We start from the raw sequence: 13,327 nt of genomic DNA, 5'->3' as shown, positions 1-13,327 counted from the left end.
GAAGATAAATTTTGACACTACAAAAAGTAAAGGAAGATTGGATGACTAAGAGAGAAGAAATTATTGAAACAGGATGGAATTTAGAAAGCAGTTATGCGAGTCTGCCGAAAACATTTTTTACTCATCTCAACCCAAACCCAGTACAATCACCAACGTTAATTATACTTAATGAACCGGTAGCCAAATCACTTGGGTTGAACATGAATGTGCTCCAAAGTGAAGCGGGTATAAAGGTGCTCTCAGGCAATGAGACTCCTGAAGGTGTTTTGCCGCTCGCTCAAGCATACGCGGGCCATCAATTCGGATATTTTAATAGGTTAGGGGACGGAAGGGCTATGCTGATTGGCGAGCAGATAACTCCCCAAGGTGAACAAGTTGACATACAGCTTAAAGGATCAGGTAGAACTCCATATTCGCGTGGAGGTGATGGCCGAGCTGCACTAGGACCTATGCTACGAGAATATATAATTAGCGAAGCTATGCATGCGCTTGGCATTCCGACGACTCGCAGTTTAGCAGTAGTAACAACCGGTGAGTCCATCATTCGAGAAACAGAGTTGCCAGGAGCAATTTTAACTCGTATTGCTTCAAGTCATCTCCGTGTTGGGACCTTTGAATATGCTGCGCAATTTGGAACAGTGGATGAACTTAAAGCGTTGGCGAATTATGCTATAAAGCGTCATTATCCAGATGTAAAAGAGGATGACAACCGTTATCTTAACTTGTTTAAAGAGGTAATCAAAAGACAGGCTAGTCTGCTGGCAAAATGGCAACTTGTTGGGTTTATCCATGGGGTGATGAATACAGACAACATGACGATCAGTGGAGAAACAATTGATTATGGTCCTTGCGCTTTCATGGATGCGTACGATCCGGCAACGGTTTTTAGTTCGATTGATACTAAGGGCCGATATGCTTATGGCAACCAGCCGAGCATTGCTGGTTGGAATCTCGCTCGATTTGCAGAAACCCTATTACCTCTCTTTGATGAAAATCAAGAAAAGGCTGTTGAAATGGCACAGGATGCAATTTCTAATTTTGGCAAGTTGTTTCATATCCATTGGTTCACAGGAATGAGAGCAAAACTGGGCTTATTTAATGAAGAGAAAGAGGATGAATCCCTAATTGGCGATCTTCTTGAGATAATGAAAAAGTATCGTACAGATTATACGAATACATTTCTAGCATTAACTTTTGATAACAGGAAGGATACCAAATTGTTTAATAGCGAGGAATTTGCCCAATGGAATGAAAAGTGGCAGGCAAGACGAGGAAGACAAGAGGAATCGAAATCGATGTCACATCAATTGATGCGAAACAGCAATCCTGCTGTAATCCCTCGAAACCATAGGGTAGAAGAAGCCCTTGAAGCAGCCGTAAAGGAAGGAGACTACAGTGTAATGATGAGACTCCTTGAAGTTCTCTCAAATCCTTACGCTCATTCTCCCGAACAAGTTAATTACTCAACGTTGCCCACTTCAACTAGTCCTTATCGAACATTTTGTGGGACATGATTTAAGCGAAATGCTTTTTTGTCCTTTAGGTAAAAGAATGCTGTCTTCTCATAAAGCGGCATTCTTTTACTTTATAATTAATTCCTATAGAGTTCCAAAGGGTCTCGGAAAAAGAAAATTCAAGATATCACTGTTATTGACGAAACAACTCTATAAATTTTGTTGAGTCCATAACCGTAATTCCTTTATTATTTAGAAACTTTAATGCTTTCTCTCTTTTTGCATCATTCGAACTTGCAACTGCATCTCTTACTACTGTTACAGTAAAATTCCTTCTGATGGAGTCAAGTGCTGTGGAGGCTACACAAGCCTCTGTAAATAAGCCGACAATTACTATATGCTTAATCTCATTAGAAATTAAATATGAAACAAGTTCTAAATTACTCAATGCACTCCCTTTGTTTTTTGAAAAATATAAATCATTCACCCTTAGCAATCTATCATCTAATTCAGCTCCTTCACTTCCTTTTAATGCTGAATTTTTGGTTAAGAAATTCACAATAAATTGGTTAGATTCATATTCATTACCTATATATACAACTGGAATATCTTGACTATCAGCTTTTTCTACAATTTCATTAACCCTTTCTAACATTGGTTCTATTTGATGTTTTGCTACTGGCATCCGAGCTTTATCACCAATAAATCCCTTTTGAATATCAAGTACAAGTAGAGCTATACTCATATCGTTATCCCCTTATAATTAAGAAAGTCTCTTACCTTATATCAATTCTGTTTTCTATATTTTAACATTTTATATTCTTCATAAATCAAAAATACCATTTAAAAGAGAACAAACTTTACGAAAAGAGCGAAGATTAAGATGAATTAATGAAAGAAATTGATTCAAATACCATATCCTATTGCTCTGATCTTTTTTTAGAAAGTCCTCTTTAATGAATTAGATGAGATATCGTTACGCCCTATACCGTTCTTTTTTTATTTGCTTAAGCGTTATCATCAAACCAGTAAATCCCGCAATAAAGGAAGGCGGAATACTCCATGCAAGATAACCCCACTGCCCTGTATACATCGATATGAAGAGAAAAAGAATTGGAAAACCTACTAATACTATAAAAGAAACAAATAGTGCAATTTTGTTGTTTTTCATAGCTAACCTCACTCAGGTACTAAATTTTCATTAAACCGCCAGTATCTGATAAATTATCTATATATGTAAACATTAACATAAATTACTTATTATTACATTTTTTTGTTACAGATAAATCACATCTGAGATAACGAAGCGACAATAGCAACTGATTATTGGATTAATGGAATTTTTTAAGAAGAATATAACCTTTGAGTTTTTATTCTTGAAATTCTTATTGTTTCTCTAATGTTAATTGAACCATTTATTTATTGCAGGTTCTTTTTTTGAGAGAAAAAAGAAGCAGCTACATTTAATGGAGCTGCTTCTTTACCGTACGATTGATTAAATTAGTGAATGCTTCTATAAACTCCAATAACTTTGCCTAAGATGGTACAGCTTTGCAGAATGATAGGTTCCATAGAGGAATTCTCAGGCTGAAGTCGGATATGATTCTTCTCTTTAAAGAAGCGTTTAACGGTTGCTTCATCCTCATCCGTCATAGCTACGATAATGTCTCCATTATTAGCAGTCGGCTGCTGTTTTACAACAACTAAGTCGCGATTAAAAATACCGGCTTCAATCATACTGTCTCCAACTACAGTAAGCATGAACACATTCTCATCGCCTACAATATGTTCAGGCAGTGGGAAATACTCCTCAACATTTTCTACCGCACTAATCGGAAGACCAGCTGTTACTTTACCGATAACCGGTATTGAAACGGATCTAACAGAAGGTAAATTATCCTCTAGACCTAATACTTCGATTGCTCTTGGTTTTGTCGGATCTCTTCGGATGAGTCCTTTTTTTTCTAATCTTGCTAAATGTCCGTGCACAGTTGAGCTTGAAGCAAGTCCAACTGCTTCCCCAATTTCTCTTACTGAGGGGGGATATCCTTTTTGGGAAACTTCTTCTTTTATAAAAGCCAGGATATCCAATTGACGTCTGGATAACTTAGTCATTTTAAGCACCTCACCAGTAGTTTTATCTATAAAAAGTATAGCATGGCTATTCTCCAGATACAAACATAAGTTCGAAAAAATAGTTGACACCGAACAAACGTTCCAGTTATGATATAAGCAGAAGATACGAACAAATGTTTGTTGGAAGGGGAAATGGACATGAAACAAGGAACATTGCATGTTATAGTATTTTTAAGTTTAATTGGTGGAATCTTTTTTACATTATCAAATCTTGCATCACAAGATACACAATATATAGAAGTTACGATTGAAGAAGGAGATTCCCTTTGGAGTCTTTCAGAAGAATATAATGCAAAACATCATTACTCAAACTGGGAGTTTATCAAGTGGGTCGAGAAAAAAAACAGTGTAAATGCTTCTGCTGTTTTTCCGGGTCAAAAGGTAGTCATTCCGGTAAATAAATAAGAACAAAGCAGGTTAACATCTATGAAAGCAATCATTTATTGTAGAGTGAGTACAGAAAAGGAAGAACAAACTACATCTATTGAAAGACAGCAATCTGAACTTGAAAAGTTAGCCCTTCAATATGGAATGGAAGTAATCGATTGTTTCGCTGAAAAGGCGAGCGGCTATTCATTAGACAGGGATGAATTATTAAATATCCTCGATATGGCTAGAGAAGGAAAATTTCAATCCCTTCTCATTCAAGATGATACTCGTTTAGGCAGAGGTAAGGCTAAGATGGCGATCCTTCATCAGCTTATAAAAAACAACATAAAAGTGTTTACTCTTTCAAATAACGGAGAATATTCATTAACGGAAGCAGATGAAATGGTTCTGGATATTGTATCAACGGTAGAAGAATATCAGCGGAAACTACATAATATGAAAATCAAACGCGGTATGAGAAAAGCGGTTCAAGCCGGCTACAGACCTCAAAAAAACCTCAAACATATTACAGGGGGAGGCCGTGATAAAAAGGAATTACCCATTTCTGAAATTGTCCGGTTGAAAGCTATGAAGCTGACCTTTTATGATATTGCCTTAACGTTAAGAGGTCTAGGGTATGATGTATCTAAAGCCACAGTGCACCGAAGGTATAGGGAATATATGGAAAATACGGATAACTAGAAATTCCTTTACTACTCATGTAGGATAGTATGAAAGAGTAATTTTTAAAGGAGTTTTTACACATGTTATCAAAGGATAAAATGCAACGAATCAATGAACTTTCTAGAAAATCAAAAGAAACTAATTTAACTCAAGCTGAAAAAATAGAGCAAAAAAAACTCAGAGAAGAATATTTACAAGTCTTTCGGAAATCTTTTGTCCAAGACTTACATGGAGTGACGTTTGTGGATCCAAACGGAGATGATGTAACTCCAGAAAAACTAAAGAAAAGCAAGATGAATAAAAACAACCTTAAACAGTAATACACACTCATACAAAATGCCTATCTGCAAAACTGCAAATAGGCATTTTTTTCTGTTGCAATCTTTTATTAATCGTATATACTGTTATATAACAACCTTGAAAGGGGAGAATATTTTGACTTTTTCAATCTCAAGTGCCGCGGCCAACCTTTATAAAGACATTGAGTTGGGGGCTAAAGAAGGTTTGCGTTTATTTGTAAAATATGCAGGAAGTGGAGATTCTGGTGGTTTTTCACTAGGAGTTACTCCTGCTATACCTCATGAAAATGATTATATTCAGGAAGTAGAAGGTGTTCCATTCTTTGTCCGATCTGAAGAAAAATGGTTTGCTGAAAATATGAAACTTGATTATGATGAAAAAACAGATTATTTTTCATGCCACATACCTGGCTTAGCATAGTCCATAATCGACCGCCTGTACTATAACAACGACTTCGTTGGGATGGTTTCAGGCGGTTTTTGTATGAATTGAAGAGGGTAATGGTAAAATAACGAAGTGTATATCTTGTCTAAATGAACGTGAACGTTTATTATGAAAGTCAAAACTGTTTAGTACATATGAAGGGATGATTTTTTTGTCACGTAATATTGATGAATTAGCAATTAATACAATCCGTACACTTTCAATTGACAGCATAGAAAAGGCGAATTCAGGCCATCCAGGTATGCCAATGGGTGCTGCTCCAATGGCATACAGTCTTTGGACAAAATTCATGAACCATAATCCATCAAATCCCGAGTGGTTCAATCGAGACCGCTTTGTATTATCAGCTGGACACGGTTCGATGCTATTGTATAGCTTACTTCACTTGAGTGGCTATGGATTAACGATTGAAGACTTACAGCAATTTAGACAATGGGGAAGCAAAACCCCAGGTCATCCAGAATACGGTCATACGGTTGGGGTAGAAGCTACTACTGGACCGCTTGGACAAGGTATTGCGATGGCAGTAGGTATGGCTATGGCTGAACGTCACTTGGCTGCAAAATTCAACAAAGAACAATTTGATATTATTGATCATTTCACGTATTCCATTTGTGGCGATGGTGATTTAATGGAAGGTGTTTCATCAGAAGCAGCCTCACTTGCAGCCCATCTCGGTCTAGGGAGAATGATCGTGTTATACGATTCTAACGATATTTCTTTAGATGGTGATCTTCATCACTCCTTCTCTGAAGATATCCAAAAACGATTTGAAGCATATGGATGGCAAGTTCTATATGTAGAAGATGGTACAAACTTAGAAGAAATTGAAAAAGCATTAGCTGAGGCTCGAGAAGAATTAAATAAGCCAACTCTTATTGAAGTGAAAACGGTTATTGGACATGGGTCACCGAATAAATCAGGTAAATCTGCTTCACACGGTGCACCACTAGGTAAAGATGAGATTTTATTAACGAAAGAAGCGTACAAATGGACTTTTGAAAATGATTTCCATGTACCAGAAGAAGTAAAAGCTCATTTTGAGCAGCTTAAAAAAGAAGGTCAATCGAAAGAAGAAGAATGGAACAATACGTATAAAGCTTATTCAGAAAAATATCCTGAATTAGCTCAAGAACTGAATCTTGCAATCAAAGGCGATTTACCTGAAAACTGGGATCAAAATATGCCAGAATTTGATAAAGCGATTGCGACTCGTTCTTCTGCAGGTAAAGCCCTAAATGTACTTGCTAAGAACGTTCCTGCAATCTTTGGAGGGTCTGCAGATTTAGCAGGTTCCAACAAAACCTTGCTTGAAGGTGAAATGAATTTTAGCAGAAATGATTATAGCGGAAGAAACATTTGGTTTGGTGTGCGTGAGTTCGCAATGGGAGCAGCACTTAACGGAATGGCCCTTCATGGCGGGCTGAAAGTTTATGGAGGAACTTTCTTTGTTTTCTCTGATTACGTACGACCGGCCATTCGATTGTCTGCTTTAATGGGTCTTCCTGTAACGTATGTGTTAACACATGACAGTGTAATGGTCGGAGAGGATGGCCCAACTCATGAGCCAGTTGAGCAGCTTGCTTCATTGCGTGCTCTTCCAAATCTCAATCTGATTCGTCCTGCTGACGGATATGAATCAAATGCAGCATGGAAGATTGCTGTTGAAAGTAAAAATCAACCAACGGCATTGGTATTAAGCCGTCAAGATCTTCCTATCTTAAAACATACAAAAGAAAAAGCATATGAAGGTGTTAAACGCGGGGCATATGTCGTTTCTCCATCTGAGTCTGAAGCAGAAGTTCTCCTTCTTTCCGCTGGATCAGAAGTACATGTAGCCATTGAAGCTCAAGAATTACTGAAGAATGAAGGCATTCATGCATCAGTTGTATCAATGCCATCTTGGGAAAGCTTTGATAAGCAAGATGAAGCTTACAAAGAATCCGTACTGCCTAAACATATTACAAAACGTTTAGCGATTGAGATGGGTGCATCTCTTGGCTGGCATAAGTATGTCGGTCTAGATGGTGATACACTTGCCATCGATACATTTGGTGCATCAGCTCCTGGTGAAGTGATCATGAAAGAATATGGATTTACACCTGAAAATGTTGTGAAACGTGTAAAGAAACTGCTAAATAAATAAGAATAGTGAAGATTTAAAGGAGGTTTTCGATGGAAAACCTTCTTTTTTATGTTTTTCGACAAAAATAGTGATGTTTTACTTTGTTTTTTAGACAAGTTTTTCTCCTCGTTTTGTATATACTTTCAGCAAAGCAGTTTGAGAGGAGCTTTACTATGAGAGAGTTTTTTATTTATCTGATCACAAAAGAAGTTGCTCATTGCTATTATGGGAAGGAAAATAAACTGTTTCAATTATTTTTTGAAGAACAGCGAACTTCCGGGATTTCTAAAAACATATTGCAAAAACAGATCAGCTACATAACTTCATTATTGTCTGTCTCTCAATTAGAAGAACATTTTTTTCAACAATTTAGTGGAACCTATGAATGGCGTTATGAAGGTCATTCATACACGCTGCAATGTAAAAATAGCTCAGCTCGTATCGAACTTACGAAAAATCATCTGCATGTATACAGTATCGGGAATTTTGAAGCGGAAACGATCATTTTTGAAGCATTAAGGCATTTTGAGCCTTATTTTTTAGCGATGGATTATGGGGATAGAAAATTTGGATGGCTGTCTCCTTTTAAATTGAATAGAGTATATGCTACATAAATAACTTTCCATTCTTGTATGTGACCTATAACTTGTAGTAAACTAGTTCTAGACAACACGAAGGAGGAAGTTTTAACAATGGGTACTGGTATGATAATCCTTGTGGCTGCTTTATCACTGATTGCCGGAGTTGCGATCGGATTTTTTATTGCCCGCAAGTATATGATGAGTTATTTACAAAAAAATCCACCGATTAATGAAAATATGTTGCGTGTGATGATGATGCAGATGGGTCAGAAGCCTTCGCAAAAGAAAATTAACCAAATGATGCAGGCTATGAACAAACAAATGAAGTAAGTGTACAAGCACCCTCGGCAAAACCGGGTGCTTGTTTTCGTTCTTACTAACGAAATGATTGCATCAATAAAAGGGATGATGATGGTTTTGAACACGGATATACAAATTATCACGTTAGATGAAATAGATGCAGAGTCACATTTGCTTTTTGATGTCAGGTCTCCGAAAGAACATGAAGAATACCATATACCTGGAGCCGAGCGTTTAAGTATTTTTTCTAATGAGGAAAGAGCAGAGATCGGTACGATATATAAACAGGTCAGTAAAGAAAAAGCAATGGAACGGGGACTTGAGATCGTATCACCGAAGCTGCCCCATTTCTTTAAACGTATAAAAGAAAAAATAGAACAGAACCCTGATAAGCAAGTCGTTATCTATTGCGCCAGGGGTGGTATGCGCTCTAAAAGTATCGCTCAAACCATGAATATGATGGGGATTAAGTGCTTGCAGCTAGAGGGCGGTATTCGTTCATACAGAAAACGTGTTGAGGAACTGTTGGAACGATTTGAGCAATTCCCAAAACAGATTATTGTTATTGAAGGCTATACGGGCACAATGAAAACCAAAATTCTCGACAGACTAGAGAGTGAAGGTTACCCCGTTGTTAACCTTGAAAAAATGGCAGGCCATAAAGGATCCATTTTTGGTAGGATTGGAGAAGACCCTGCTTCTCAAAAAAAATTCGAATCGTTGCTCTATGAGCGATTACAACAACTTCAAACTTCAGCTACCTTAATTATTGAATCAGAGAGTAAAAGAATTGGCAGAGTTGTAGTTCCTGATTTTTTGTTAGAAGGTAAGTATTCAGGTACACGAATTCACGTTACTATTCCGTTTCCAATGAGAGTGAAATACATCTGTGATGTGTACGATCCTCATCTATATAAAGAAGAGATTAAAGAAGCGATCACGAAGCTTACGAAAAGAATTCATCCTGAAATCATGACGGGAATACATGAAGCTCTTAGTCAATCAGATTATGAAGAAGTCGTTTCCTTTTTACTCGAAAATTATTATGATCCGAAGTATAATTTTGCAGAACAAAAATACGATAGTGAATGTCTGCACGTGCAAGGTGAGTCATTTGATCATCTTTACAATCAAATAAAAATAAAAGTAAATACATTGCTTTTCCAATAAAATCAGTGAGGCCTTTTATAATAAAGAGGCCTCTTTTTTTAAACTTTTTCTTTTCTGAATTTTCATATATTGGTAAACTATACTTGTTTTTGATACGCATACAAGGGGGAACAGCAATTGAAAGTCTTTATACAATTAATGTGGTACTTCAAACAAGAAAAATGGCGATATTTAGGTGGTATCGTAATGCTAGCCTTTGTTTCACTTGGGCTATTAGTGCCCCCAAAAATTGTCGGTTTAATCGTTGACCATATTAAAGAAGGGTCATTGACGGATGAGCTGCTATGGCAGTTTGGAGGTTTGCTTATTGGAATCGCCATAGGAATCTATGTCCTTCGCTATATTTGGAGAATCTTAATATTCGGTGCTGCTGTAAAGCTTTCAATGCTTCTCCGGAATAGATTATATAAACACTTTACAAAAAAATCACAGGAATTTTATCAAAAACGCCGAGTGGGAGACCTGATGGCGCATTCAACCAATGATCTCCAAGCCATTCAGCAAACTGCTGGGGATGGAGTGCTAACTTTAGTCGATTCCTTAATGATGGGCGGTTTTACATTGATCGCGATGGCATCGACGATTAGCTGGAAGCTGACTTTGGTTAGCTTGTTGCCATTGCCTGTCATGGCTTGGGCAACGAATAAATACGGAACACTTCTACATAAAAGATTTCACCGTGCACAAGAAGCTTTTTCGACCTTGAATGATAAGGTGCAGGAGAGTATATCAGGAACACGTGTAATAAAGGCATTTGGACAAGAAGAGGACGATATTAATAGTTTTACATCTCTTTCTCAAGACGCTGTAAAAAAGAATATGGCTGTAGCTCGAATTGATTCATTATTTGACCCAACCATCTCTCTTATTATCGGAATCTCTTTTTTCTTGGCTGTCAGTTATGGATCCGTCCTTGTAATTCGCAACGAACTGACGATAGGACAGCTTGTTTCGTTCACTAGCTATCTCGGATTGTTGATCTGGCCGATGTTAGCATTTGGATGGCTGTTCAACATTGTTGAAAGAGGGAGAGCCTCCTATGATCGAGTGGAAGCATTGCTCGCAGTAAACGAAGAGATCGAGGATAAAGGATCGGTGAATGTTCCTCCTAACGGAGACATATCTTTTCACTTAGAAGAATTTTGCTATGTGGAAAATACACCAGTACTGTCAACTATTCATTTTACGTTAGAGAAAGGGCAGACGCTTGGAATTGTCGGAAAAACGGGCAGCGGAAAAACAACATTATGCCGACTGCTTTTACGGGAATTTAACTTAAATCGAGATGACATCATCCTAAACGGAATGGATATTAGTGATTATAAGTTAGATCAATTAAGAGCAGCAATAGGTTATGTTCCTCAAGATCATTTTCTGTTCTCCGCAACGATCGCAGAAAATATCGCGTTTGCTAGGATTGATTCTCCTTTTTCAGAGATAAAAGAAGCTGCACAACTGGCGTCCATCCATCAGGATATTTCTCAGTTCAAATATGGCTATGAAACCGTTGTAGGGGAGAGGGGTGTTACGTTATCAGGAGGTCAAAAACAAAGAATCTCAATCGCTAGAGCTCTTATTACGAACCCTGAGATTCTAATATTAGACGACTCTCTTTCCGCAGTAGATGCTAAAACAGAAGAAGACATTCTTCAAAACTTAAAGAAAAAAAGACAAAATAAAACAACAATCATTACCGCTCATCGACTTTCCTCTATTGCCCATTGCGATTTGATTATCGTATTAGAAAACGGAACGATCGCACAAAGAGGTACACATCATTCTTTATTAGGGGTTGAAGGCTGGTATAAAGAGACGTATGAAAGGCAAGCTCTTGAAACACTGATCGCGCAAGGGGGTGAAAAAGGATGAATCAATCAGATAACCTGCAAACAAAAGAAGAATTGCTGCAGATGAATCAATGGGCTGTTTTTAAGAGGCTCATGTCTTATATCAAAATGCACAAAAAACGGTTAACTCTTGCTTTTATTCTTTTAATCTTTGCTACAGTTGCTGAACTAACAGGACCGATTTTGGTGAAAACATTCATAGACGATTATTTAACACCGAGAATTTTTGATCAAAAGGCTTTATTGCTGCTTGCGATAAGTTATTTGTCTCTCATTTTCGTTTCAGCAGGAATCAATTATGTTCAGTTTGTTCTTTTTCAATCTGTAGCTTTAGATATAATCCAAACGTTAAGGATACAGATCTTCTCAAAAGTCCACTCCTTAGGGTTAAAGTTCTTCGATCGAACACCAGTCGGAAGTCTCGTTTCAAGAATTACAAACGATACGGAGGCTGTTAAAGATTTATATGTAAGTGTTCTTTCAACATTTGTGCAAAACATTGTTTTTCTGTTCGGTATTTTCGGATTTATGTTCTACTTAAACGTTAGACTGGCTTTGTTTTGTTTAGGGATTTTACCAATCATTGTGTGTATTATGTGGTTATATCGAAAATACAGTTCAAAATCGTTTTATGAGATGAGAGAAAAGCTTAGCCAGTTAAATGCGAAGTTGAATGAATCACTACAGGGGATGTCCATTGTCCAAGTGTTTAATCAGCAAAAGCGTTTACGTAACGAATTTGCGGCCATTAATAAAGAGCATAACGATGCACAGATGCGCAATATAAAATATAACGGGTTGCTGCTTCGCCCTGCTGTTGATCTTGTCTATATGTTTGCTCTTCTGTTAATACTTTCTTTTTTTGGGATTAAATCATTTGATTCTGCCGTAGAGATCGGTGTGATATACGCTTTTATTAATTACTTGGATCGTTTCTTTGAACCAGTAAACATGATGATGATGCGGCTTTCTATCTTTCAGCAAGCAATCGTTTCGGCAGGAAGAGTTTTTACAATCATGGATGAAAAAGAAGCTGCACCCGTTAAAGCAGGCAATGCGAAACCCGTTATTAACCAAGGGAAAATCGAGTTTAATAATGTGTCCTTTTCCTATGATGGGGAACAAGAGGTATTGAAGAATATATCATTCACCGCACTTCCTGGGCAAACGGTGGCATTAGTTGGACATACGGGGAGCGGGAAAAGCTCTATCATCAATCTGCTAATGCGTTTTTATCATATTGAAAAAGGCGAAATCTTACTTGATGGAGTTTCTTTGACACAATACGAAAATAAAGAGTTACGTAAAAAGATTGGGCTCGTTCTGCAAGATCCCTTCTTGTTTGTTGGAGATATCAGGCAAAACATCAGATTGTATAATGATAAAATAACAGATGAAGAAGTAAAAGAATCGGCTAGGTTCGTTCAAGCTTCGACCTTTATTGAAAAATTACCCCAGCAGTATCACACTGAACTCGGGGAACGTGGGTCAACTTTTTCAAGTGGTCAAAGACAGTTAATCTCTTTTGCGCGAACGATGGCGTTTTCACCTCAAATCTTAATTTTAGATGAAGCGACAGCAAATATTGATACTGAAACAGAGGAAGAGATTCAGACCGCACTTCATAAAATGCGAAATGGAAGAACCACGATCGCAATCGCACATAGACTTTCAACGATACAAGATGCGGATTTGATATTGGTTCTTCATAAAGGGGAAATTGTAGAAAGAGGAACTCATCAGGAACTGCTTAGAGAAAGAGGACTTTATCATAAAATGTTCCTCTTACAGCATGGATCTGATTCTGTTGATGAGGTTAGCTAGGAGCCGGATTTTTTCGGTTCCTCTTTTTTGTATACCATAATTTTATAAAGGATGAAGATGTCCTTTTCCTCATTGACATATTTGCAAATTATC

At 37.4% G+C, this 13,327-nt stretch carries 14 protein-coding genes; 11 read left to right on the top strand and 3 right to left on the bottom strand.

Annotated elements, in window-relative coordinates:
* Nucleotides 1–41 precede the first annotated feature (41 nt).
* The gene (locus KUV80_RS04885) at nt 42–1,514 is read left to right on the top strand and encodes a protein adenylyltransferase SelO (RefSeq protein WP_222461542.1); all 1,473 of its coding nucleotides are present in this window, start codon (nt 42–44) and stop codon (nt 1,512–1,514) included.
* Nucleotides 1,515–1,647: 133 nt separating this feature from the next.
* On the opposite strand, the gene KUV80_RS04880 is transcribed toward KUV80_RS04885, so the two are convergent.
* The 3 genes from KUV80_RS04880 to lexA form a co-directional block, all read right to left on the bottom strand.
* On the bottom strand, nt 1,648–2,199 hold the full coding sequence (locus KUV80_RS04880) for a cysteine hydrolase family protein (RefSeq protein WP_222461541.1): 552 nt from the start codon (nt 2,197–2,199) through the stop codon (nt 1,648–1,650).
* Nucleotides 2,200–2,430: 231 nt separating this feature from the next.
* The gene (locus KUV80_RS04875) at nt 2,431–2,625 is read right to left on the bottom strand and encodes a hypothetical protein (protein ID WP_222461540.1); all 195 of its coding nucleotides are present in this window, start codon (nt 2,623–2,625) and stop codon (nt 2,431–2,433) included.
* Nucleotides 2,626–2,954: 329 nt separating this feature from the next.
* The gene (gene lexA, locus KUV80_RS04870; RefSeq protein WP_222461539.1) at nt 2,955–3,569 is read right to left on the bottom strand and encodes a transcriptional repressor LexA; all 615 of its coding nucleotides are present in this window, start codon (nt 3,567–3,569) and stop codon (nt 2,955–2,957) included.
* A 159-nt stretch (nt 3,570–3,728) separates the two neighbouring features.
* Between lexA and yneA the strand changes: the two genes are divergently transcribed.
* The 10 genes from yneA (at nt 3,729) to KUV80_RS04820 (ending at nt 13,234) form a co-directional block, all read left to right on the top strand.
* Nucleotides 3,729–3,995 (top strand): cell division suppressor protein YneA, encoded by a 267-nt coding sequence (gene yneA / locus KUV80_RS04865; RefSeq protein ID WP_222461538.1) that lies wholly within the window; start codon nt 3,729–3,731, stop codon nt 3,993–3,995.
* Between the two features lie 21 nt (nt 3,996–4,016).
* On the top strand, nt 4,017–4,661 hold the full coding sequence (locus tag KUV80_RS04860) for a YneB family resolvase-like protein (protein ID WP_222461537.1): 645 nt from the start codon (nt 4,017–4,019) through the stop codon (nt 4,659–4,661).
* Nucleotides 4,662–4,723: 62 nt separating this feature from the next.
* Complete coding sequence (locus KUV80_RS04855; protein WP_222461536.1) at nt 4,724–4,963, top strand: DUF896 domain-containing protein; 240 nt, start codon at nt 4,724–4,726, stop codon at nt 4,961–4,963.
* Nucleotides 4,964–5,078: 115 nt separating this feature from the next.
* Nucleotides 5,079–5,363 carry a HesB/YadR/YfhF family protein gene (locus tag KUV80_RS04850; protein WP_222461535.1) on the top strand — a complete coding sequence of 95 codons (285 nt, stop codon included), beginning with the start codon at nt 5,079–5,081 and terminating at the stop codon, nt 5,361–5,363.
* A gap of 166 nt (nt 5,364–5,529) precedes the next feature.
* Nucleotides 5,530–7,533, top strand: a complete 2,004-nt coding sequence (tkt, locus tag KUV80_RS04845; protein WP_425308220.1) for a transketolase — start codon at nt 5,530–5,532, stop codon at nt 7,531–7,533.
* A gap of 152 nt (nt 7,534–7,685) precedes the next feature.
* Nucleotides 7,686–8,126: a sporulation inhibitor of replication protein SirA gene (gene sirA, locus KUV80_RS04840; RefSeq protein ID WP_222461533.1), complete on the top strand. Its 441-nt coding sequence runs from the start codon at nt 7,686–7,688 to the stop codon at nt 8,124–8,126.
* Nucleotides 8,127–8,204: 78 nt separating this feature from the next.
* The gene (locus KUV80_RS04835) at nt 8,205–8,423 is read left to right on the top strand and encodes a YneF family protein (RefSeq protein ID WP_222461532.1); all 219 of its coding nucleotides are present in this window, start codon (nt 8,205–8,207) and stop codon (nt 8,421–8,423) included.
* Nucleotides 8,424–8,510: 87 nt separating this feature from the next.
* A complete protein-coding gene (gene mnmH, locus KUV80_RS04830) occupies nt 8,511–9,563 on the top strand; it encodes a tRNA 2-selenouridine(34) synthase MnmH (protein ID WP_222461531.1) in 1,053 nt (350 codons plus the stop codon).
* Nucleotides 9,564–9,680: 117 nt separating this feature from the next.
* Complete coding sequence (locus KUV80_RS04825) at nt 9,681–11,432, top strand: ABC transporter transmembrane domain-containing protein (protein WP_222461530.1); 1,752 nt, start codon at nt 9,681–9,683, stop codon at nt 11,430–11,432.
* Complete coding sequence (locus KUV80_RS04820) at nt 11,429–13,234, top strand: ABC transporter transmembrane domain-containing protein (protein WP_222461529.1); 1,806 nt, start codon at nt 11,429–11,431, stop codon at nt 13,232–13,234. The genes KUV80_RS04825 and KUV80_RS04820 overlap by 4 nt, the downstream gene beginning before the upstream one ends.
* Nucleotides 13,235–13,327 lie beyond the last annotated feature (93 nt).

It is taken from the genome of Fictibacillus nanhaiensis (genome assembly GCF_019801215.1).
Lineage (GTDB): Bacteria > Bacillota > Bacilli > Bacillales > Fictibacillaceae > Fictibacillus > Fictibacillus nanhaiensis_C.
Note: the sequence above shows the minus strand (reverse complement) of the source record. Positions and strands in the feature narration are given on the sequence as shown.

Excerpts from the sequence above, each read along its gene's own strand:
- KUV80_RS04880 (WP_222461541.1), bottom strand. The coding sequence starts at position 2,199 with ATGAGTATAGCTCTACTTGTACTTGATATTCAAAAGGGATTTATTGGT.
- tkt (WP_425308220.1), top strand. The coding sequence starts at position 5,530 with ATGATTTTTTTGTCACGTAATATTGATGAATTAGCAATTAATACAATC.
- KUV80_RS04885 (WP_222461542.1), top strand. The coding sequence starts at position 42 with ATGACTAAGAGAGAAGAAATTATTGAAACAGGATGGAATTTAGAAAGC.
- yneA (WP_222461538.1), top strand. The coding sequence starts at position 3,729 with ATGAAACAAGGAACATTGCATGTTATAGTATTTTTAAGTTTAATTGGT.
- lexA (WP_222461539.1), bottom strand. The coding sequence starts at position 3,569 with ATGACTAAGTTATCCAGACGTCAATTGGATATCCTGGCTTTTATAAAA.
- KUV80_RS04835 (WP_222461532.1), top strand. The coding sequence starts at position 8,205 with ATGGGTACTGGTATGATAATCCTTGTGGCTGCTTTATCACTGATTGCC.
- KUV80_RS04860 (WP_222461537.1), top strand. The coding sequence starts at position 4,017 with ATGAAAGCAATCATTTATTGTAGAGTGAGTACAGAAAAGGAAGAACAA.
- KUV80_RS04875 (WP_222461540.1), bottom strand. The coding sequence starts at position 2,625 with ATGAAAAACAACAAAATTGCACTATTTGTTTCTTTTATAGTATTAGTA.
- sirA (WP_222461533.1), top strand. The coding sequence starts at position 7,686 with ATGAGAGAGTTTTTTATTTATCTGATCACAAAAGAAGTTGCTCATTGC.
- KUV80_RS04820 (WP_222461529.1), top strand. The coding sequence starts at position 11,429 with ATGAATCAATCAGATAACCTGCAAACAAAAGAAGAATTGCTGCAGATG.
- KUV80_RS04855 (WP_222461536.1), top strand. The coding sequence starts at position 4,724 with ATGTTATCAAAGGATAAAATGCAACGAATCAATGAACTTTCTAGAAAA.